The organism is Hydrogenophaga sp. H7, assembly GCF_002025745.1.
GTDB classification, from domain to species: domain Bacteria; phylum Pseudomonadota; class Gammaproteobacteria; order Burkholderiales; family Burkholderiaceae_C; genus Hydrogenophaga; species Hydrogenophaga pseudoflava.
The window spans coordinates 261457-281800 of sequence record NZ_MCIC01000012.1; the positions used below are offsets into that span (position 1 = coordinate 261457).

The 20344-nt window shown below is 68.6% G+C and carries 20 protein-coding genes; 12 read left to right on the forward strand and 8 right to left on the reverse strand.

Annotated elements, in window-relative coordinates; translation table 11 throughout:
- Nucleotides 1–77 precede the first annotated feature (77 nt).
- From aztA to BC358_RS07765, 4 genes are all read left to right on the forward strand, one after another.
- A complete protein-coding gene (aztA, locus tag BC358_RS07750) occupies nucleotides 78–887 on the forward strand; it encodes a zinc ABC transporter ATP-binding protein AztA (protein WP_079365367.1) in 810 nt (269 codons plus the stop codon).
- Nucleotides 884–1756 carry a metal ABC transporter permease gene (locus BC358_RS07755; protein ID WP_079365368.1) on the forward strand — a complete coding sequence of 291 codons (873 nt, stop codon included), beginning with the start codon at nucleotides 884–886 and terminating at the stop codon, nucleotides 1754–1756. Before aztA ends, BC358_RS07755 begins: the two co-directional genes overlap by 4 nt.
- Nucleotides 1757–1793: 37 nt before the next feature.
- Nucleotides 1794–2744, forward strand: a complete 951-nt coding sequence (locus tag BC358_RS07760) for a metal ABC transporter substrate-binding protein (RefSeq protein ID WP_079365369.1) — start codon at nucleotides 1794–1796, stop codon at nucleotides 2742–2744.
- Between the two features lie 99 nt (nucleotides 2745–2843).
- On the forward strand, nucleotides 2844–3722 hold the full coding sequence (locus BC358_RS07765) for an EamA family transporter (protein WP_218669476.1): 879 nt from the start codon (nucleotides 2844–2846) through the stop codon (nucleotides 3720–3722).
- Nucleotides 3723–3725: 3 nt separating this feature from the next.
- Here the strand turns inward: BC358_RS07765 and msrA are convergent, their stop codons facing one another.
- Both msrA and BC358_RS07775 read right to left on the reverse strand, forming a co-directional pair.
- Entirely contained in the window at nucleotides 3726–4253 is a 528-nt protein-coding gene (gene msrA / locus BC358_RS07770; RefSeq protein WP_079365371.1) for a peptide-methionine (S)-S-oxide reductase MsrA, read from the reverse strand.
- An 85-nt stretch (nucleotides 4254–4338) separates the two neighbouring features.
- Nucleotides 4339–5226, reverse strand: a complete 888-nt coding sequence (locus BC358_RS07775) for a LysR family transcriptional regulator (RefSeq protein ID WP_079365372.1) — start codon at nucleotides 5224–5226, stop codon at nucleotides 4339–4341.
- 113 nt (nucleotides 5227–5339) lie between these two features.
- Between BC358_RS07775 and BC358_RS07780 the strand changes: the two genes are divergently transcribed.
- Complete coding sequence (locus BC358_RS07780; RefSeq protein ID WP_079365373.1) at nucleotides 5340–6527, forward strand: acyl-CoA dehydrogenase; 1188 nt, start codon at nucleotides 5340–5342, stop codon at nucleotides 6525–6527.
- Nucleotides 6528–6577: 50 nt separating this feature from the next.
- Here the strand turns inward: BC358_RS07780 and BC358_RS07785 are convergent, their stop codons facing one another.
- From BC358_RS07785 to BC358_RS07800, 4 genes are read right to left on the reverse strand one after another with little or no spacing between them, the layout of a single operon-like run.
- A complete protein-coding gene (locus BC358_RS07785; RefSeq protein ID WP_079365374.1) occupies nucleotides 6578–7021 on the reverse strand; it encodes a hypothetical protein in 444 nt (147 codons plus the stop codon).
- A 10-nt stretch (nucleotides 7022–7031) separates the two neighbouring features.
- Entirely contained in the window at nucleotides 7032–7601 is a 570-nt protein-coding gene (locus BC358_RS07790) for a GNAT family N-acetyltransferase (RefSeq protein ID WP_066158078.1), read from the reverse strand.
- Nucleotides 7598–8029 carry a DUF2267 domain-containing protein gene (locus tag BC358_RS07795; protein WP_079365375.1) on the reverse strand — a complete coding sequence of 144 codons (432 nt, stop codon included), beginning with the start codon at nucleotides 8027–8029 and terminating at the stop codon, nucleotides 7598–7600. The genes BC358_RS07790 and BC358_RS07795 overlap by 4 nt, the downstream gene beginning before the upstream one ends.
- A complete protein-coding gene (locus BC358_RS07800) occupies nucleotides 8026–8814 on the reverse strand; it encodes a class I SAM-dependent methyltransferase (RefSeq protein WP_079365376.1) in 789 nt (262 codons plus the stop codon). The genes BC358_RS07795 and BC358_RS07800 overlap by 4 nt, the downstream gene beginning before the upstream one ends.
- A gap of 152 nt (nucleotides 8815–8966) precedes the next feature.
- Between BC358_RS07800 and BC358_RS07805 the strand changes: the two genes are divergently transcribed.
- Complete coding sequence (locus tag BC358_RS07805; RefSeq protein ID WP_079365377.1) at nucleotides 8967–9350, forward strand: VOC family protein; 384 nt, start codon at nucleotides 8967–8969, stop codon at nucleotides 9348–9350.
- Nucleotides 9351–9394: 44 nt separating this feature from the next.
- On the opposite strand, the gene BC358_RS07810 is transcribed toward BC358_RS07805, so the two are convergent.
- Complete coding sequence (locus tag BC358_RS07810) at nucleotides 9395–9802, reverse strand: MAPEG family protein (protein ID WP_079365378.1); 408 nt, start codon at nucleotides 9800–9802, stop codon at nucleotides 9395–9397.
- 112 nt (nucleotides 9803–9914) lie between these two features.
- Between BC358_RS07810 and BC358_RS07815 the strand changes: the two genes are divergently transcribed.
- Complete coding sequence (locus BC358_RS07815) at nucleotides 9915–11396, forward strand: potassium/proton antiporter (protein ID WP_079365379.1); 1482 nt, start codon at nucleotides 9915–9917, stop codon at nucleotides 11394–11396.
- Between the two features lie 19 nt (nucleotides 11397–11415).
- Here BC358_RS07815 and BC358_RS07820 read toward each other — a convergent pair whose 3' ends face one another.
- Entirely contained in the window at nucleotides 11416–11898 is a 483-nt protein-coding gene (locus BC358_RS07820; protein WP_066158062.1) for an Lrp/AsnC family transcriptional regulator, read from the reverse strand.
- 101 nt (nucleotides 11899–11999) lie between these two features.
- Between BC358_RS07820 and mdeB the strand changes: the two genes are divergently transcribed.
- The 5 genes from mdeB to BC358_RS07845 all read left to right on the forward strand — a co-directional run bounded on the left by mdeB (nucleotide 12000) and on the right by BC358_RS07845 (nucleotide 20320).
- Nucleotides 12000–14573, forward strand: coding sequence for an alpha-ketoglutarate dehydrogenase (gene mdeB / locus BC358_RS07825; protein ID WP_373270135.1), 2574 nt, complete (start codon nucleotides 12000–12002; stop codon nucleotides 14571–14573).
- Nucleotides 14574–14647: 74 nt separating this feature from the next.
- Nucleotides 14648–15259, forward strand: a complete 612-nt coding sequence (locus BC358_RS07830; RefSeq protein ID WP_066158056.1) for a DUF2239 family protein — start codon at nucleotides 14648–14650, stop codon at nucleotides 15257–15259.
- A 26-nt stretch (nucleotides 15260–15285) separates the two neighbouring features.
- Nucleotides 15286–15927 carry a TetR/AcrR family transcriptional regulator gene (locus BC358_RS07835; RefSeq protein WP_079365381.1) on the forward strand — a complete coding sequence of 214 codons (642 nt, stop codon included), beginning with the start codon at nucleotides 15286–15288 and terminating at the stop codon, nucleotides 15925–15927.
- Between the two features lie 27 nt (nucleotides 15928–15954).
- Nucleotides 15955–17142, forward strand: a complete 1188-nt coding sequence (locus BC358_RS07840) for an efflux RND transporter periplasmic adaptor subunit (protein ID WP_079365382.1) — start codon at nucleotides 15955–15957, stop codon at nucleotides 17140–17142.
- A gap of 10 nt (nucleotides 17143–17152) precedes the next feature.
- The gene (locus BC358_RS07845; RefSeq protein WP_079365383.1) at nucleotides 17153–20320 is read left to right on the forward strand and encodes an efflux RND transporter permease subunit; all 3168 of its coding nucleotides are present in this window, start codon (nucleotides 17153–17155) and stop codon (nucleotides 20318–20320) included.
- Nucleotides 20321–20344 lie beyond the last annotated feature (24 nt).

A 20344-nucleotide genomic window follows, 5' to 3' on the forward strand; every position in this document is an offset into this window, starting at 1 on the left:
CCATTATTGCAACAATGTTGCGTTAACATCTCCGCTATCGCAATTGAGTTGCAACAGTGTACACAGCACCCCACCCCATGCCCGGCCCCCAAGCCCCCACCATCACCTTTCGCGACCTGACGCTGGGCTACGAGCGCCACCCCGCCGTGCACCACCTGAGCCTGCAGATCACACCCGGCGCGCTGGTGGCCGTGGTCGGCCCCAACGGTGCCGGCAAAAGCACCTTGGTCAAGGCGCTGGCCGGCGTGCTGGCGCCGCTGTCGGGCCACATCGAAGGCCTGCGGCGCGGGCACATCGCGTGGCTGCCGCAGCACAGCGAGCTCGACGCCAGCTTTCCCATCGACGTGCGCGGCATGGTCGCCAGCGGCCTGTGGCGCCGCGTCGGCGCGCTCGGACGCTTCAACGCGGAACACCGGCGGCAGTGCGACGCGGCGCTGGCCGCGGTCGGCCTCTCGGGCTTCGAATCGCGCGGGCTGGACACACTCTCGGGCGGGCAGCTGCAGCGCGCGCGGTTCGCGCGGTTGATCCTGCAGGACGCGCCAGTGGTGCTGCTGGACGAGCCCTTTGCCGCGGTGGACCAGCGCACCACCGCCGACCTGCTGGCCCTGTTGCACCAATGGCAGCGCCAGGGCCGCACGGTGATCGCCGTGCTGCACGACACCGCCCAGGTGCGCGCACACTTTCCGCGGACCCTGCTGCTGGCGCGCGAGCCGGTGGCCTGGGGCGCCACCGCCGAGGTGCTGACCGACGCGAACTGGGCGCGTGCGCAGTTGCTGCGCGAACCCTTCGACGATCGGGCCGATGAATGCGAGACCGGCTCGCGCGACGCCGACTCACAGGCAGTCAACCGCCACGCCCACAGGCCGGCGCTGGAGGCCACACCATGAACGAAGGCAACTTGATCGTCGGCCCCTTCATCGAATTCGGCTTCATGCGCCAGGCCCTGCTGGGCTGCATCGCGCTGGCGCTGTCGGCGGCGCCGGTGGGCGTGTTCCTGATGCTGCGGCGCATGAGCCTGACGGGCGACGCCATGGCCCACGCCATCCTGCCGGGCGCAGCCATCGGCTACCTGCTGTTCGGCCTCTCGCTGGCGGCCATGACCGTGGGCGGCATCGTCGCCGGCCTGGCGGTGGCCATCGGCTCCGGCCTGGTGGCGCGCCACACGCTGATCCGCGAGGACACCAGCCTGGCCGCCTTCTACCTGATCTCGCTTTCGCTGGGCGTGCTCATCGTCTCGGTGCGCGGCAACAACGTGGACCTGCTGCACGTGCTCTTCGGCAGCGTGCTGGCACTGGACGGCGCGGCGCTGGCGCTGCTGTGGGCCATCACCGGCGTGACGCTGGCAACGCTGCTGCTGATCCGCCGGCCGCTGATCCTGGACTGCCTGGACCCGGGCTTTCTGCGCCAGGTCAGCGGGCTGGGCAGCGTCGCGCATGTCGGCTTCCTGGCCCTGCTGGTGATCAACCTGGTGGCCGGCTTCCATGCGTTGGGCACGCTGATGGCCGTGGGCATCATGGTGCTGCCGGCCGCCAGCGCGCGCTTCTGGGTGCGGCGCGTCGGCCCGCTGGTGGCCGTGGCCACCGCCATCGCGCTGTTCACATCCGTCGCCGGCCTGCTGCTGTCCTACCACGCCGACTGGCCCACCAGCCCGGTCATCGTGCTCGGACTGGGCGCGGTCTACCTGCTGTCCATGGCCTTTGCGCCGCGCGGCCTGCTGCGCCAGCGCCGTCCCCATCCGCGCCACCTGCGCGCCTGACCCCTTCCCCTGTCTCACCCATTCAAGGACTACCGCCATGAACCTGCGCCGTCGCCACCACCTCCTCGCTGCTGCCGCCGCCATCGGCGCCCTGAGCTTCGGCCTGCCGGGCCTCGCCCAGACCACAGCCACACCGGTCAAGGCGGTGGCCAGCTTCAGCATCCTGGGCGACCTGGTGCGCCAGGTCGGTGGCGAGCGCGTGCAGGTGGACGTGCTGGTCGGCCCGGGTGCCGACGCCCACGTGTTCCAGCCCTCGCCCTCGCACGCGAAACAGGTGGCGCAGGCCCAGGTGGTGTTCGCCAACGGGCTGGGCTTCGAGGGCTGGATGCAGCGTCTGCTGAAGACCGCCGGCTACAAGGGCCAGGCGGTGGTGGTGAGCCAGGGCATCCAGCCCATACAAGCCGAAGAGGACGGGCACGACCACAAGGCAGAAAAACACGGTCACCACGACCACGGCGAGGCCGACCCGCACGCCTGGCAATCGGTGCCCAACGTGATCACCTACGTCGCCAACATCGCCAAGGGCCTGTGCGCCGCCGATACCGCCGGCTGCGACAGCTACAGGAAGAACGCCGAGGCCTACACCGGCCAGCTCAAGGCGCTGGACGCCGAGATCAAGACCGCCTGGGCCGCCATCCCGGCCGGGCAGCGCAAGCTCATCACCTCGCACGACGCCTTCGGCTACTACGCCAAGGCCTACGGCGTGACCTTCCTGGCACCGCAGGGTGTGAACACCGACAGCGAAGCGTCCGCGAAAGGTGTGGCCCAGCTGGTGCGCCAGATCAAGAAGGAAAAGATCAAGGCCCTGTTCGTCGAAAGCATTTCCGACCCGCGCCTGATCGAGCAGATCGGCCGCGAGACGGGCGTGAAGCCGGCGGGCGCGCTGTTCTCCGACTCGCTGTCGGACGCCAGCGGCCCGGCCAGCACCTATGTGGCCCTGATGCGCGCGAACACACAGACCATGACCCGGGCCGTGCTCGGGCACTGATCGCCAGCCCGCCTCAGGCGCGGACGGCGACGCGCTCCAGAACTCGGGACACCGGAGCTGCCAGATACACTGCCCTCCCCACCGTCCGCGGAGCTCCGATTGCCCCCCTCCCACCTTCTGCTCGCCCTCGCAGTCGTCTTTGTATGGGGCACGAATTTCGTCGTCATCCGCTGGGGACTGGACGGGCTGCCGCCCTTCCTGTTCGCCACGCTGCGTTTTGCCTTGTCGGCCCTGCCCTGGCTGCTGTTCATTCCGCGCCCCACCGCGCCGTGGCGCAAGCTGGCCGCGTTCGGTGTGCTGCTGGGCGTGGGCCAGTTCGGCCTGCTGTTCCTCGCCATCCAGGGCCGCATCTCGCCCGGGCTGGCCTCGCTGGTCGTCCAGATCCAGGTGTTCTTCACCATCGGGATGTCCCTGGTGCTGATGCGCGAGCGGGTGCGCGGTTTCCAGGTCATGGGCCTGCTGCTGGCGCTGGCGGGGCTGGCTGTCATCGCCGCGCATCTGGACGCCACCGTCACCCTGTTGGGTCTGATGCTGGTGATCGGTGCGGCCTTCTTCTGGGCCTGCGCCAACCTGGTCGTGAAGTCGCTCGGGCCGGTCAACATGCTGCACTTCATGGTCTGGAGCAGCGCGTTCGCGGTGCCGCCGCTGCTGGTCATCTCCGTGCTGACCGAAGGGGTGCCAGCCATCACTGCGGCCCTGCAAGGCGCCGACGCGGTGGTGTGGGGCAGCGTGCTGTGGCAGGCGCTGGGCAACACCCTGTTCGGCTACGGCGTCTGGAACTGGCTGCTCGCCCGGCACCCCGCCGCCACTGTCACGCCCCTGGCCCTGCTGGTGCCCGTGTTCGGCATGGGCGCCTCGGCGCTGTCGCTGGGCGAGGCCCTGCCGGGCTGGAAGCTGGGTGCGGGCGCCCTGGTGCTCAGCGGACTGGCCGTGATCGTGCTCTGGCCGAGATTGCAGTCGAAGCTGGCCCGCGGCTGAGCCTCAACGGGCAAGGCGTGCAAACGTCTTGCGGAACTTCGCCACCTTGGGCGCCGCCACCGCCATGCAGTAACCCTGGTGCGGGTTGCGCTCGAAGAAGTCCTGGTGATAGTCCTCGGCGGGCCAGTAGTTCGCCAGTGGCAGCACCTCGGTGACGATGGGGCGGCCGAAGGCGTTGTCGGCCTTCAGCTCGTCGATCAGCGCCTGCGCGGTGGCGCGCTGTTCCTCGGTGGTGAAGTAGATGCCGCTGCGGTACTGCGTGCCCACGTCGTTGCCCTGGCGGTTCAGGGTGGTCGGGTCGTGCACCACGAAGAAGATCTCCAGCAGCTCGCGCGTGCTCACCTGCTCGGGGTCGTATTCGAGTCTGACCACCTCGTTGCAGCCGGTCAGGCCGGTGCACACGTCTTCGTAGCTGGGCCGCGGTGCCTGGCCGTTGCTGTAGCCCGACTCGACGTCGGTCACGCCGCGCACTTCCTTGTAGACGCTCTCGGTGCACCAGAAGCAGCCACCGCCCAGTACCAGCGTTTCCATCGATGTGTCCTTTCCGTAGGTTCGTTGCAGCGACGACGAGTGTCGCACCCGCCTTGGTCGCGCGCTGGCGGCGGGTCTTACACCCTCACGCGGGTGCGGCCGCGCGCTGGACCGCCGCCAGGAACGCGCCCAGCGCCGACTGGTCGCGCCCGGTGCGCCAGAGGCAGTGCGTGTCGTAGGGCGCCAGCGGCTGCTCCAGCGGCAGGAACACCACGCCCGGCAGCCCGGCCTGCTGCAGCGCCGCGGGCACCAGCCCCACGCCCAGACCCTGCGCGATGACCGACACCACGCTCAGCCAGTGCCGCAGCTCGAAGCCCAGCGCGGGCTCGAACCCCGCGTCGGCGCAGGCGGCGAGGATGCGGTCGTGGTAGTCGGGCGAGACCGCGCGCATGACGATGGCGAAGGACTCCTCTTTCAGCGCCTGCAAGGGCAGCTTGCGCTTCTTCGCCATCGGGTGACCGGCCGGCAGGCAGGCCATGAAAGGCTGGCTGGACACCAGGATCTGCGAGAAGCCTGCGGGCACCCGCGTGGTGTGCACGAAGCCCAGGTCCAGCCGGTCGTGCACCAGCTCCACCAGCTGCTCGCTGCTGCTGAGTTCGCGCAGCGCCAGGCGCAGCTTCGGGTGCGCGGCGGCGAACTCGCGCAGCACCTGCGGCAGGCCGCGGTAGAGCACGGTGCCGGCAAAGCCAATCTGCAGTTGCCCCGCCAGCCCCTGCCCCACGTCGCGCGCCTCGCGTGCGGCCAGCGCCGCCTGCTCCAGCAGCGCCTGCGCGCGCGGCAGAAAGGCCAGCCCGGCCGCGGTGAGCGCCACGCCGCGGCTGTTGCGCTCGAACAGGCGCGCGCCCACGTCGGCTTCGAGCTGCTGGATGGTCATGGACAGCGGCGGCTGCGTCATGGCCAGCCGCTGGGCTGCGCGGCCGAAATGCAGCTCCTCGGCGAGCACGGTGAAACAGCGCAGGTGGCGGAATTCCATGAATCTGCTTTGTGTATTGATCAATCGGCAATCAATATTAGACAGCTATTCATGGTCGCCCGACAATCTCGCCCAACCAAGACCTTCCACCCTTTCCACCGGAGACCCGCACCATGGCCACGAGCAAGAACACCTTCAGATGGGAAGACCCCTTCCACCTCAGCGCCCAGCTCACCGACGACGAGCGCCAGGTGCAGGACGCCGCCCGCGCCTACTGCCAGGAAAAGCTGCTGCCGCGCGTGCAGCTGGCCTTCCGCAACGAGACCACCGACGCGTCCATCTTCCGCGAGATGGGCGAGCTGGGCCTGCTGGGCCCGACGATCCCCGAGCAGTACGGCGGCGCCGGCCTGAACTATGTCTGCTACGGCCTGGTGGCGCGCGAAGTGGAGCGTGTGGACTCCGGCTACCGCTCCATGATGAGCGTGCAGAGTTCGCTGGTGATGGTGCCGATCAACGAATTCGGCAGCGAGGCACAGAAGCAGAAGTACCTGCCCAAGCTGGCCACCGGTGAATGGATCGGCTGCTTCGGCCTGACCGAACCCAACCATGGCAGCGACCCCGGCAGCATGATCACCCGCGCCCGCAAGGTCGACGGCGGCTACAGCCTGTCCGGCGCCAAGATGTGGATCACCAACAGCCCGATCGCCGACGTGTTCGTGGTCTGGGCCAAGGACGATGGCGGCCAGATCCGCGGCTTCATTCTGGAAAAGGGCTGGAAGGGCCTGTCCGCCCCGGCCGTGCATGGCAAGGTCGGTCTGCGCGCTTCCATCACCGGTGAAATCGTCATGGACGAGGTGTTCGTGCCGGAAGAAAACGCCTTCCCCGAGGTGCGTGGCCTCAAGGGCCCGTTCACCTGCCTGAACAGCGCCCGCTACGGCATCGCCTGGGGGGCGTTGGGTGCCGCCGAAGACTGCTACTTCCGCGCCCGCCAGTACGTGCTGGACCGCCAGCAGTTCGGCCGCCCGCTGGCCGCCAACCAGCTGATCCAGAAGAAGCTGGCCGACATGCTGACCGAGATCAGCCTGGGCCTGCAGGGCTGCCTGCGCCTGGGCCGCATGAAGGACGAAGGCACCGCCGCGGTGGAGATCACCAGCATCCTCAAGCGCAACAGCTGCGGCAAGGCGCTGGACATTGCCCGCATGGCGCGCGACATGATGGGCGGCAACGGCATCAGCGACGAATACGGCGTGGCGCGCCATCTGGTGAACCTGGAGGTGGTGAACACCTACGAAGGCACGCACGATGTGCATGCGCTGATCCTGGGCCGTGCGATCACCGGTATTGCGGCGTTTGCGAACTGACCGGGTTGTCGCTCAATAGAAAGGGCTGCCAGAGGCAGCCCTTCTTGTTGTCACGGACAGGGAGCGAACCTGAATGTCAACGAATAGGTCAGATCCAGCTTCGTCGGCACCCTCAACTGCATCATCAGCACGCCGGAGTCCACCAGTCCGTCGAACAAGGTTGTGGCGTTTGGAGAGTCTGTTCTGAAGCTAAGCCGTTGGGCTTCCAGCCGATAGCTCGCGCCCTTGGACCAGTGAGGTGCCTCCAGTTCAGGCTTGAACCACTCACACACACGCTCCTGCCTGGCTGGCATTGAAACGTGCGATAGAAACACGCGCCCGTCTGCGGCGAATCGCAACAGGCTGATGTAGTCCACACCATCCGCATTGGTTTGCACTTCACTGCGATAGATGCCATCGGTGCGCAAACTCTCAGACGCCGATGCTGCATGGGTCGCGCACATTGCGAACAGCAATGGAAGCAGTCGTTGAAAGACTCTCAGGTCGACAGTCATGAGGACTCCACTACAAAGAAGAACGCTGGGATGTGCGGCCCGTCGCGCCCATTCCGCCTGAATCGTGCACGGTAAGCCGCTGCCCGACCAAAGACCTCAACAAGTACCGCACCAGCCCGATGCGCCCTGCCCTGGGTTCCGCGTACTCGGTGAACCCCGCCACGTCGTAGGCGCGCCGGGCTGCCAGGTTCTGGTCGTCCACGCACAGTGCGAGCTTGCTGCAGGACACCCAGTGTTCCGACACCCATGCAGCCACCAGTGCCAGCGAAGCGCGTCCGTGGCCTTTCCCCTGTTCCCGGCTGTCGATGCGCATGGCCCTGAGCGCGGCAGCCCCTGCGGGCGCCCAGTCCGGCAACCGGGCACCCCGGCTGAGAAGCACAAAGCCGATGGGCGTTTCCGATTCCAGAATGGCCAGGCCGGCCACCTCGTCCGGCGAGGCGCCTTCGCACACCGAAACGGCCTGCGCGGTGGTGCCGGCGAACTCGATCTGCTCGGGCGAGATGTGCAGGGCCAGCACGCGCTCGCGCTGATCTCCGGTGAGCGATTGCCAGCGCTGGAGTTGAAGCCGGGTGGGTGTCATGGGGTAGGTCTCGCCTGCCAGTACCGGCGAGCCTCAGGTGGCAGCTGCGCCAGCACCCTCTCAAATGCCACCACATCCACATGCCGCCGCAATGCCGTTGCCACGGACACCACCGAGTCGGCGGGCGAGAAGTTGTGCTCCGTGCGCACGGCGCGCACGTCTGCCAGCCACTCGTCCGGCCCACCAAAGGGCACCGGCGCCTGGTCAAAGGGCCAGTCTTCGATGAAGATCGCCCGGATCACAGGCGGCAGCACGGCCGCAAAAGCGAGGGCCTGCGGCACGGTCAGTCGCCGGCGGAACGCGTGCAGCACACCCACCACCATGTTCCAGGCCATGTTGGTGGTGGGCAGCCCGGCGCAGTTGCGGGCGTCGACCATGAAGCGCTCGAACTGGAGCGTGGGGTTCTGGTATTCGAAGGGCAGCGTCATGGGAACAGGTGGGATGTCTGCGGAAATGTGATCCGCCTGGCGACGTACACGCCATAGCCGAAGTACATCGAGTTTGCTTCGTACAGCGCAATCTCCTGCTCGTGTTCCGCCACCACCGCCCGTGCGGCCTCGCTGTTTCCGTGGCGGCAAAGGAAGTCATTGAAGCCCGCCTGCAGCGGGCGGTAGTAGGCGTCGCGCCAGCAGGTCTCGGGCAGCACGAAATAGCCCAGTGGCGAATAGCCGTGCCGCTCCAGCACGCGGATCTTGTCCGCGGCGGTGGCGACTTCGGAGTAGGCGGCGTCCCAGAAGGCCTGCAGTTCGGCCGGGCGGGTATTCGTGGTCCAGGTGAGTTCGGAGGCGACGAGCACACCACCGGGCTTGAGAAAGCGCCGCCAGTTCTTCACGCCGTTCTCGAAGCCCATGTTGTAGATCGCGCCCTCGGACCAGAGCAGGTCGAACTGCGCGTCGGCAAACGGCAGTTCGCTCATGGACGCCGCCAGTGGTGTGACTTGATCGGCCACCCCGGCGGCTTTGCTGCGCTGCTGCAACGTCGTCAGGAACGGTGGCAGAAAGTCCACCGCGGTGATCTGCGCCTGCGGCAGCAGCCGGGCCAGCGCGAGCGTGGCGGCACCGGTGCCGCAGCCGATGTCGGCCACAGTCAGCAGCGCCGCCGGGTCAAGCCCGGTCAGGCGCAGCGCCAGTTCGGTCTGTGCGTCGCCGCCCGGCCCCTGGCGGGGGTTGGGCTGGTGCAGGTCGATGAGGAGGTCGAGCTTGTCCTGGGTCATGGATGAGCATGGTAGTTCCAGCCATGCCCACACCACCCGGTGGGGGCCACTGGCGCCGGGGTCGCCTCAGGCCTATGCTGTTGCGCCGGCCCGGTGTGGCCTGGCGGGCGCCAGGCGGCTGGTCGCGGCCGGTTCGAGCGAAAGGACTGTGTATGTTGTCCACTGCTTCTGTCACCACCATGCTGCCCGTGAAAGACATCGACCGCGCGCGGGCGTTCTACGAAGGCTGTCTCGGCCTGACACCGGGCGGGTTCAAACCCGACGGCAAGTTCGTCTATTCGGTCGGTGGCACCACGCTGGCCCTGTTCCCCAAACCCGATGGCACCAAGGCCGATCACACCGCCATCAGCTTCCAGGTGAACGACATCGCCGCCAGCATCGCGCAGTTGAAACGCGCGGGCGTGGTGTTCGAGGACTACGACTTTCCCGGTCTGAAAACGGTGAACCACGTCTGCGTGCTGGGCGCCGAAAAGGCCGCCTGGTTCAAGGACACCGAGGGCAACTGCCTCTGCCTGCACGAGGACCTGCCGGCGTAGTGCACCGGGTCTCCATTGCACGGGGCGACACCACAACCAGGGCGTCAGGCCGCAGACAGTCCGAACACCCAGTACACCGCAATCGCCACCTGCACCGCGAACGCGGTGAACCGCGCGGTGACGGCGGCGGGCGAAGTCGAGACCAGGTGGATCAGAGACTGCACGATGCGCGCACCGAGCAGCACCCAGGCCAGCGGGTCGGTGACGGTCGCCCGCCCGGCCACCACGGCGACCAGCATGAGCCCGCCAAAGAGGGGCAACCCCTCCAGGCAGTTCGCGTGCGCCCGGGCCAGCCGCTGCATGAAGGGCGAGAGGTTGGCGTTGTCGGGGGTGAAGCCATTGGCGGGCACGGCGCCCGAGAGGACGAACCAGGACCGGATGGCCTCCATGAGGACCAGCAGGCACAGGGTCCAGGCGATGAATCCGAGAAGCGCTTGCAGCGTGGCGGTCATGGTGCGGACTCCCGGCTGCAGGCGTGGGCGACCTGCCACGGGTTGACCATGCAGCCAGACGTAATGTAGTCCTCAGCCCCACCGCTGGCACACATTCTGTTAGCTTGCGGTCATGGCCCTGTCGCTGGACTTTCTCGCCCTGCCCCTGCTCGTCGCCGCCGCGCTGGTGTTCGTCAGCGTGCTGGCGGGCGTGGTCTCGACGCGGGTGGGGTTCTCCTTCCTGCTGGTGTTCTTGCTGGCGGGCATCCTGGCCGGCCAGGACGGGCCCGGCGGGCTGGTGTTCAACGACTTCCGGCTGAGCTTCTGGGTCGGCAACATCGCGCTGGCGGTGATCCTGCTCGACGGCGGGTTGCGCACCGACTTCGACACCTTCCGCACCGGCCTGAAGCCCTCGCTGCTGCTGGCCACGCTGGGCGTGGTGCTCAGTGCGGGCATCACCGGCGCGGCGGCGCGCTGGCTGCTGGACCTGTCCTGGCCGATGGCACTGCTGGTGGGCGCCATCGTCGGTTCGACCGACGCGGCCGCGGTGTTCGCGCTGCTCAAGTCCTCGGGCGTGCGGCTGAACGAGCGTGTGGCTGCGACGCTGGAGATCGAGTCGGGCATGAACGACCCGATGGCGGTGTACCTGACGCTGGCGCTCATCGGCGTGGTGCTGGCGGCGTCCACCGCAGGGTCTGGCGCCGGGCTGTCGGCGCTGGAGGTGCTGCGCTCGCTGGCCCTGCAGTTCGGCTGGGGCGGGGCACTGGGGCTGGGCGCCGGCTTCGCGATGGCCGAACTGCTCAAGCGGCTGGGGCGCGGCGAGGACGGTGGCGGCGGCATCCGCGCGCTGCTGCTGGTCTCGGGCGGGCTGACGGTGTTCGCGGCCACCACTTGGCTGGGCGGCTCGGGCTTTCTGGCGGTGTACGCCATGGGCGTGATCGCGGGCAACCGGGCGCGGCGGCAGGTGCGGTCCACGCTCTCGGCCATGGACGGCTACGCCTGGCTGTCGCAGGCGGGCATGTTCCTGCTGCTGGGCCTGCTGGCGACGCCGTCGCAGCTGCTGCCCACCCTGCTGCCCGGGCTGGGGGTGTCGCTGGTGCTGATGCTGGTGGCGCGGCCGCTGGCGGTGGCGCTGTGCCTGGTGCCGCTGCGCTTTCCGCCGCGCGAGATCGCGTTCATTTCCTGGGTGGGTCTGCGCGGCGCGGTGCCCATCGTGCTGGCCATGTTCCCGCTGATGGCCGGTGTGCCCGGCGCGCAGACCTTCTTCAACGTGGCCTTCGTCGTGGTGCTCACCTCGCTGCTGCTGCAGGGCTCGACCATCGCCTGGAGCGCGCGGCGGCTGGGCCTGGCGCTGCCCGAGCCCAATGACCTGCAGGCCAGCCGCCTCGTGTTCGGCGATTTCGTGATCGACGGCGCGACGCCGATGGACACGCTGTGCGCCTTCTATGGCCTGCCCGTGCCGCCCGATGCGCCGACCGACGTGGCCACCTGGATGCGTGAGGAACTGCGGCGCCCGGCCGTCGAAGGCGACAGCGCCATGCTGGGCGCGGCGGAACTGAGCGTGCGCGCGCTGGAGGGCGGGCGCATCACGCGCGTGGGCATCCGGCTGGGCTGAGGGCGGCGCCCCACAGGCATCAGGTCGGCGCCAGCGGCAGCGCCGTCTTGTAGCGCACCTGCTTGAGCGCGAACGACGAGCGGATCTTCTCGACCTGGGCGATGGGCGAGAGCTGTTCGAGGATGAAGCGCTCCAGCGCCGGCATGTCCGGCACGGCCACGCGCAGCAGGTAGTCGGCGTCGCCGGACATCAGGTAGCACTCCATCACCTCCTCGCGCAGCGTGATGCGCTCCTCGAAGGCCTGCAGCGCCTTGCGGCTCTGCTGCTTGAGGCTGATGGAGACGAACACGTTCAGGTGCAGCCCGAGCTGGCCGGCGTCCAGCAGGGCCACGTACTGCCGGATCAGCCCGCTGGCCTCCATGGCGCGCACCCGCGCCAGGCAGGGCGAGGGCGAGAGGTGCACGCGGCGCGCGAGCTCGACGTTGGACAGGCTGGCGTCCCGCTGGAGCTCTTCCAGAATCCGGCGGTCGGTGGCGTCGAGGTGGTTTGTGCTGCTTTTCATTGGTTTGGCGGTGCATCGTGCCGTGAAGGCGCCCATTGTTCAGCAAGTCCGGCAACAAATGCGCGTGCTCTCTGCCTACAGTCCTGCGCTCAACCGGAGAAATTCCCTTGAACAGCAGCCCCGACCTCGACCCGGCCGAAACACAGGAATGGCGCGACGCCCTGCGCTCGCTCATTGAAGCCCAGGGCCCGGCGCGCGCCCGCGCCGTGCTGGACGAGCTGGCCCGCCTGGCGCACGAACACCACGTGGGCTGGCAGCCCGAGCGCAACACGCCGTACGTGAACACCATCGCGGTCGACGACCAGCCGCCGTTCCCGGGCGACCTGGCCATCGAGGAGCGGCTGGCCTCGCTGATGCGCTGGAACGCACTGGCCATGGTGGTGCGCGCCAACAAGGCCTATGGCGAGCTGGGCGGCCACATCGCCAGCTACGCCAGCGCGGCCGACCTGTTCGAGGCCGGCTTCAACCACTTCTTCCACGCGCGCAGCCACGGCCATGGCGGCGATCTCGTGTTCTTCCAGCCCCACAGCGCGCCCGGCGTCTATGCCCGCGCGTTCCTCGAAGGCCGCCTGAGCGAGGCCGACCTGGCGCACTACCGGCAGGAAATCGTGGCGCCCGAACACGGCGCGCGCGGCCTCTCCAGCTACCCGCACCCCTGGCTGATGCCGGACTTCTGGCAGTTCCCCACCGGCTCCATGGGCCTGGGCCCGATCAGCTCGATCTACCACGCGCGCTTCATGCATTACCTGAGCGACCGGAACCTGCTCGACTGCGCCGGCCGCAAGGTCTGGGGCGTGTTCGGCGACGGCGAGATGGACGAGCCCGAAAGCATGAGCGCGCTCACCCTGGCCGCGCGCGAGCGGCTGGACAACCTGGTCTGGGTGGTCAACTGCAACCTGCAGCGGCTGGACGGCCCGGTGCGCGGCAACGGTCGCATCATCGACGAGCTCGAACGCCTGTTCGCCGGCGCCGGCTGGAACGTGATCAAGCTGGTCTGGGGCAGCGACTGGGATGGCCTGTTCGCACGCGACCGCAGCGGCGCCCTGCTGCGCGCCCTCCAGGGCACGGTGGACGGCCAGATGCAGACCTTTGCGGCCAAGAACGGCCGCTTCAACCGCGAACATTTCTTCGGTCAGGACCCCGAACTGGCCGCCCTGGCCCAGGGCATGACCGACGAGCAGATCGACCGCCTCAAACGGGGCGGACACGATCTCGTCAAGATTCACGCCGCCTACGCCGCCGCTGCCGCCCACAAGGGGCAGCCGACGGTGATCCTGGCCCACACCAAAAAGGGCTATGGCATGGGACAAGCGGGGCAGGGCAAGATGACGACGCACAGCCAGAAAAAACTGGACGACGCCGACCTCATCGAGTTCCGCAACCGCTTCAACCTGCCGCTGACGGATGAGCAGGCCACAAGCCTCAGCTTCTACAAACCCGCGGCCGACAGCCCCGAGATGCAGTACCTGCACGCGCGCCGCGCCGCGCTGGGCGGCCACCTGCCGCGCCGCGACACCAGCTGCGAACCGGTGGCCGTGCCATCGCTGGCGGGCTACGGCCAGTTCGCCCTCGCCGCCGGCGGCAAGGAGATGAGCACCACCATGGCCTTCGTGCGCATGCTGGGCAATTTGCTCAAGGACGGACAACTGGGACCTCACATCGTGCCCATCGTGGCCGATGAGGCGCGCACCTTCGGCATGGCCAACCTGTTCAAGCAAGTCGGCATTTACAGCAGCGTGGGCCAGCGCTACGCGCCGGAAGACATCGGCTCGGTGCTGAGCTACCGCGAGGCCAAGGACGGGCAGATCCTGGAAGAAGGCATCAGCGAGGCCGGCGCCATCGCCAGCTGGACGGCGGCGGCCACCAGCTACAGCGTGCACGGCCTGGCCATGCTGCCCTTCTATATCTACTACTCGATGTTCGGCTTCCAGCGCGTCGGCGACGCCATCTGGGCCGCCGCCGACCAGCGCGCCCGCGGCTTCCTGCTGGGCGCGACCTCGGGCCGCACCACGCTGGGCGGCGAAGGCCTGCAGCACCAGGACGGCAGCAGCCACCTGGTGGCCGCCACCATCCCCAACTGCAGGGCCTACGACCCGGCCTACGCGGGCGAACTGGCGGTCATCCTCGACCACGGCATGCGCGAGATGCTGGAGCGGCAGCAGGACGTCTTCTATTACGTCACGCTGATGAACGAGAACTACGCCCAGCCCGACCTGCCCGAGGGCGCGGCGGCCGGCGTGATCGCCGGGGCCTACCTGTTCGAGCGCCTGGGCCCGGCCAGCGGCCCCGGCGTCACGCTGATGGGCTCGGGCGCCATCCTGGGCGAGGTGCGGCAAGCCGCGCAGCAACTGGCCGCGCAGGGTCTGGGCGTCGACGTGGTCAGCGTCACCAGCTGGAGCGAACTGGCGCGCGAAGGCGCCGCCGCAGGCGCAGCCGAGCCCTACATCGCGCGCCTGCTGGGCCAGACCCGCGGGCCCATCGTGGCCGCCTCCGACTACGTGCGCGCCGTGCCCGACAGCGTGCGCGCCTACCTGCCCGCCGACCGCGCCTGCGCCACCCTGGGCACCGACGGCTTCGGCCGCAGCGACACGCGCGCGGCGCTGCGGCGCTTCTTCGCGGTCGACGCCGCCAGCATCGTGGAGCGGGCGCTGACCCTGAGCGCAGCGGCCCCCTGACGGCGGCGGTCTCTTTATTACCCGGGTAAAAATGAGCTATACTTTTACCCGGGTAATATTCGGACACCGCACACATGCCTTCGCTCTCCCCGCACTGGATCGCCTTTGAACACCACCGCCGGCTCGCCCGCGGCGAGCCGGCCGGCGTGATCGCCGCCGTGCAGCAGCACCTGGCGGCACAGCCCGAGGCGCTGCCGCTCGTGCTCGACGCCGTCACCAGCGAACGCATCGAACTGGACTGGCGAACACCCGCCGCCCAGCTGCTGGCGCAGCTGCCGCCCGCCCCGGCCACCGACGAACCGGACGAAGCACCCGGCAGCGACGCGCCGCGCGGCCCCGGCCGACCCAAGCTGGGCGTGACCGCCCGCGAAGTGACCCTGCTGCCGCGCCACTGGGACTGGCTCTCGCGCCAGCCCGGCGGCGCCTCGGTCGCGCTGCGCAAGCTGGTGCAGTCGGCCATGCGCGAAGGCGGCTCGGCACAGGCCCAGCGGCGCGCCACCGAGGCGGCCTACCGCTTCATGTCCATCGTGTGCGGCGACCTGCCGCAGTACGAAGAGGTCAGCCGCGCGCTGTTCGCGGGCGATCTGGCGCGGGTGGAGGCGCTGGCGGCGGACTGGCCGACCGATGTGACGGCCCACCTGCGCACGCTGCTGTCGCAGATTGACGCTGCGGGGGTGCGGAACTAAACTACTGACCAGTCAGTCATTAGAAGATGAATTCCGCGCTCTCCCCCACCAAACGCGAACGCCGCAAGGAAGCCCGCCCGGGCGAACTGCTGGACGCCGCGCTCGCCCTGTTCGTTGAAAAAGGCTTCGCCGCCACCCGCGTCGAGGAGGTCGCCGCGCGCGCGGGCGTCTCCAAAGGCACCCTCTTCCTCTACTTTCCCAGCAAGGAAGAACTCTTCAAGGCCGTGGTGCGCGAAACCATCGCCGGCCGCTTCGGCGAGTGGAACGACGAGCTGGACGCCTTCCAGGGCGACAGCGCCGAACTGCTGCGCTACACCATGAACGCCTGGTGGGAACGCATCGGCATGACGGCCGCCTCGGGCATCACCAAGCTGGTGATGAGCGAGGCCGGCACCTTCCCCGAGATCGCCAGCTTCTACCAGCACGAGGTGATCGCCCCCGGCCGGGCCCTGCTCAAGCGGGTGCTGCAGCGCGGCATCGACCGCGGCGACTTCCGGCCGATGGACCTGGACAGCGCGGTTTACAGCCTGATCGCCCCGATGATCTTCCTGCTGATGTGGAAACACTCGATGGCGCCCTGCTGTCCGCCCGCCGACCGGCTGGACCCGCAGGCCTTCCTCGGCACGCAGGTCGGCCTGCTGCTGGATGGCATGCGCGTGCGCCCCTGAACACGAGACCTCCAACAAAGACACCCCATGAACGCTCCCTCTTCCCGTTCCGGCTGGATCAAATGGCTGCTGCTGGCCCTGCTGGTGATCGCCATCGCCCTCGGTGTGCTGCGCGCGCTGGGCAAGCGCAAGGCCCAGAACGAGGCCGCCACCGCGGCGGCCGTGGCCGCGCAGCAGGCGCCGGTGTACGAACTGCCGCCGCAGGACGTGGCGACCGTCGAACGGCTGGACCTGGCGCAGTCGGTCGGCGTCTCGGGTTCGCTGCGGGCGCTGCAGACCGCCGCGATCAAGGCCCGCGTGGCCGGCGAGGTGCAAGGCATCACCAAGCGGGAGGGCGACAGCGTGAAGGCGGGCGAAGTGGTCGCCCGCATCGACAGCACCGAGGCCCAGGCCCGTGTGCGCCAGGCCGAGCAGCAGGCGAAGTCGGCGCTGGCACAGGTGGCGATTGCCAAGCGCGCACAGGACAACAACCAGTCGCTGGTGCAGCAGGGCTTCATCTCGGCCACCGCGCTGGAGACCTCGACCAACAACCTCGCGGCCGCCGAGGCCAACCACCAGGCCGCCGTCGCGGCGCTGGACATCGCGCGCAAGGCGCTGGGCGACACCACGCTGCGCGCGCCGCTGTCGGGCCAGGTCTCGGCGCGGTTGGTGCAGAACGGCGAGCGCGTCGGCGTGGACGCCCGCATCCTGGAGGTGGTGGATCTCAGCGGTTTCGAGCTGGAAGCCGCGCTGGCCCCGGCCGACGCGGCCGGCGTGGCGGTGGGGCAGAAGGCGCGGCTCAAGATTGAAGGTCTGGACAAACCGGTGGACGCCACCGTGGCGCGCATCAACCCCAGCGTGCAGGCCGGCAGCCGCAGCGTGCTGGTCTACCTGCGCCTGCCCGCCGCAGCCGGCATGCGCCAGGGCCTGTTCGCACAGGGCGAGATCGTCACCGGCCAGATCCAGGCGCTGGCCGTGCCGCTCTCGGCGGTGCGCAACGACAAGCCCCAGCCCTACATCCAGGTGATCCAGAGCGGCAAGATCGCCCACGTGCCGGTCCCCCTGGGCCGACAGGGGCAGCACGGCGGTGAGGCCATGCTGGTGGTCGACGGCGTGACCGCCGCACCCGCGGGCACGCAGCTGCTGCGCGTGCAGGCCGGGCTGATCCGCGAGGGCACCGAGGTGAAGCTGGCGGCGCCCACCGCCACACTCCCGGCCAAGGCCGCCGCCAACTGAGCGCCGCACCATGTGGTTCACCCGCGTTTCGCTGCGCAACCCGGTCTTCGCGACCATGGTCATGCTGGCCCTGCTGGTGCTGGGGCTGTTCGCCTTCCAGCGCCTGAAGGTCGACCAGTTCCCCAACATCGACTTCCCGGTGGTCGTGGTCACCACCGAGTACCCCGGTGCCTCGCCCGAGATCGTCGAATCCGAGGTCACCAAGAAGGTGGAAGAGTCGGTCAACGCCATCGCCGGCGTCAACGCCCTGACCTCGCGCAGCTACGAAGGCCAGTCCGTCGTCATCATCGAGTTCCAGCTGCACATCGACGGCCGCAAGGCCGCCGACGACGTGCGCGAGAAGATCGCCATCCTCAAGCCGAGCTTCCGCACCGACGTGAAGGAACCGCGCGTGCTGCGCTTCGACCCCGCCAGCCGGGCGATCTGGTCGATGGCGGTGCTCCCTGAAGCAGTCAACGGAAAGGCGCTCAGCGCAGTCGAGCTGACCACCTGGGCCGAGCAGACGCTCAAGAAGCGGCTGGAGAACGTGCGCGGCGTGGGCTCGGTCACCCTGGTGGGCGGCACCCGGCGCGCCGTCAACATCCACCTCGATCCGGCCGCGATGGAGGCGCTGGGCGTCACCGCCGACCAGGTCACGACGGCGGTGCGCAACGAAAACCAGGACCTGCCGGTGGGCACGCTCAAAACCAACGAGCGCGACCGCGTGGTGCAGGTGCTCTCGCGCCTGAAGAACCCGCAGGACTTCGGCCAGATCATCGTGGCGCGGCGCGGCGGCAGCCCCGTGCACCTGTCGCAGGTCGCCAGCGTGAGCGACGGCACGCAGGAGGTCGAGAGCCTGGCGCTCTACAACGGCCAGCGCACCCTGCTGCTGCAGGTGCAGAAGGCGCAGGACGAGAACACCATCGCGGTCACCGACGGGCTGAAGGCCACCGTCGAGTCGCTCAAGGCCGAGCTGCCAGCGGGCGTGAAGCTCGAACCGATTGCCGACGGCTCGCGGCCGATCCGCGTCTCGGTGGAGAACGTGCGCCAGACGCTGATCGAAGGTGCGCTGCTGACCGTGCTGATCGTGTTCCTGTTCCTGAACTCGTGGCGCTCGACGGTGATCACCGGGCTGACGCTGCCAATCTCGGTGATCGGCACCTTCTTCTTCATGAATCTGTTCGGCTTCACCATCAACATGATCACGCTGATGGCGCTCACGCTGTCGGTGGGCCTGCTGATCGACGACGCCATCGTGGTGCGCGAGAACATCGTGCGCCACGTGCAGATGGGCAAGAAGCCGTTCGACGCCGCCATGGACGGCACCTCGGAGATCGGGCTGGCGGTGCTGGCGACCACGCTGTCCATCGTCGCCGTGTTCCTGCCCATCGGCTTCATGGGCGGCATCATCGGCAAGTTCTTCCACGAGTTCGGCATCACCATGGTCGCGGCCGTACTGATCTCGATGTTCGTGAGCTTCACGCTCGACCCCATGCTGTCCTCGGTCTGGCACGACCCCGAGATCGAGAAGCACGGAAGACACCTCACGCCCGTCAGCCTCTACGACAAGACCATCGGCCGCATCACCGGCTGGTTCGACCACATCCAGGACCGGCTGGCCGACACCTACCAGAGCGCGCTGCGCTGGTCGCTCTCGCACAAGCTGTCCACCATGGCGCTGGCGCTCGCGGTCTTCGTCGGCAGCGTGTTCATGCTGCCGCTGCTGGGCACCGAGTTCGTGCCCAAGGCCGACTTCTCCGAGACCTCGCTCTCCTTCCACACGCCGGTCGGCTCCTCGCTGCAGGCGACCGAGGAAAAGACGAAGCAGGTCGAGGCCATCCTGCGCGAGTTCCCCGAGGTCCAGTACACGCTCTCGACCATCAACACCGGCAACGCGCAGGGCACGATGTACGCCAGCGTCTATGTGCGCCTGGTCGACCGCAAGGAACGCGCCCTCAACGCCGACGCCATGGCGGCGAAGCTGCGCGACCGGCTGCGCACCGTGCCCGGCATCACCGTCACCCACGCGGGCCTGCTCGACCCGGTGGGCGGCAACAAGCAGATCGAGTTCTCGCTGCAGGGCGACGACCTGGCCGAGCTGGAGCGGCTGACCGCCCAGGTGACGGAGCGCGTGCGACCCATCGTCGGCCTGGTCGATCTGGACGCCAGCATCAAGCCCAACAAACCCACGGTGGACATCGTGATGCGGCGCGAGATCGCCTCTGACGCGGGCCTCAACAGCGCCGCCGTGGCCAGCAGCCTGCGCACCTTCGTGGCCGGGCAGACCGTGGGCAACTGGCGTGCCGCCGACGGCGAGAGCTACGACGTGAACGTGCGCCTGGCGCCGGAGCAGCGCGCCCGCGCCGCCGACCTGGAACAACTGCCCTTCGTGGTCGGCAACAACGCCGACGGCAGCGCGCGCGTGGTGCGCCTGGGCCAGATCGCCGACGTGGTCGACGCCACCGGTCCGAACCAGATCAACCGCCGCAACCTCAACCGCGAGGTCGCGATCAGCGCCAACGTCTACGGCCGCTCGGCCGGCGAGGTCTCGGGCGAGATCCGCCAGGTGCTCGACCAGATGAGCTTTCCGCCCGGCTACCGCTACGAGTTCGGCGGCTCGACCAAGAACATGCAGGAGTCCTTCGCCTACGCGGTCTCGGCGCTGGCGCTGGCGATCATCTTCATCTACATGATCCTGGCCAGCCAGTTCCAGAGCTTCCTGCAGCCGCTGGCGCTGATGACCTCGCTGCCGCTGACCCTGATCGGCGTGGTGCTGGCGCTGCTGATGTTCGGCTCGACCATGAGCATGTTCTCGGTCATCGGCATCGTGCTGCTGATGGGCCTGGTGACCAAGAACGCCATCCTGCTGGTGGATTTCGCGATCCGGGCGCGCGAGGGCTTCGAGGGCCAGCCGCCGCTGGACCGCGAGAACGCCCTGCTGCTGGCGGCCAAGGTGCGGCTGCGCCCGATCCTGATGACCACCCTGGCCATGGTGTTCGGCATGGTGCCGCTGGCCTTTGCGCTGACCGAAGGCTCGGAGCAGCGCGCCCCGATGGGGCAGGCCGTGATCGGCGGCGTCATCACCTCGTCGATCCTGACCCTGGTCGTGGTGCCGGTGGTCTATTGCTACATGGACGATCTGGCGAACTGGGTGCGCCGCCGGCTGGGCTTCGCACCCGCAGCGTCAGCGGCCCGATGACCCCCGCTCGGTAAAATCGGAACA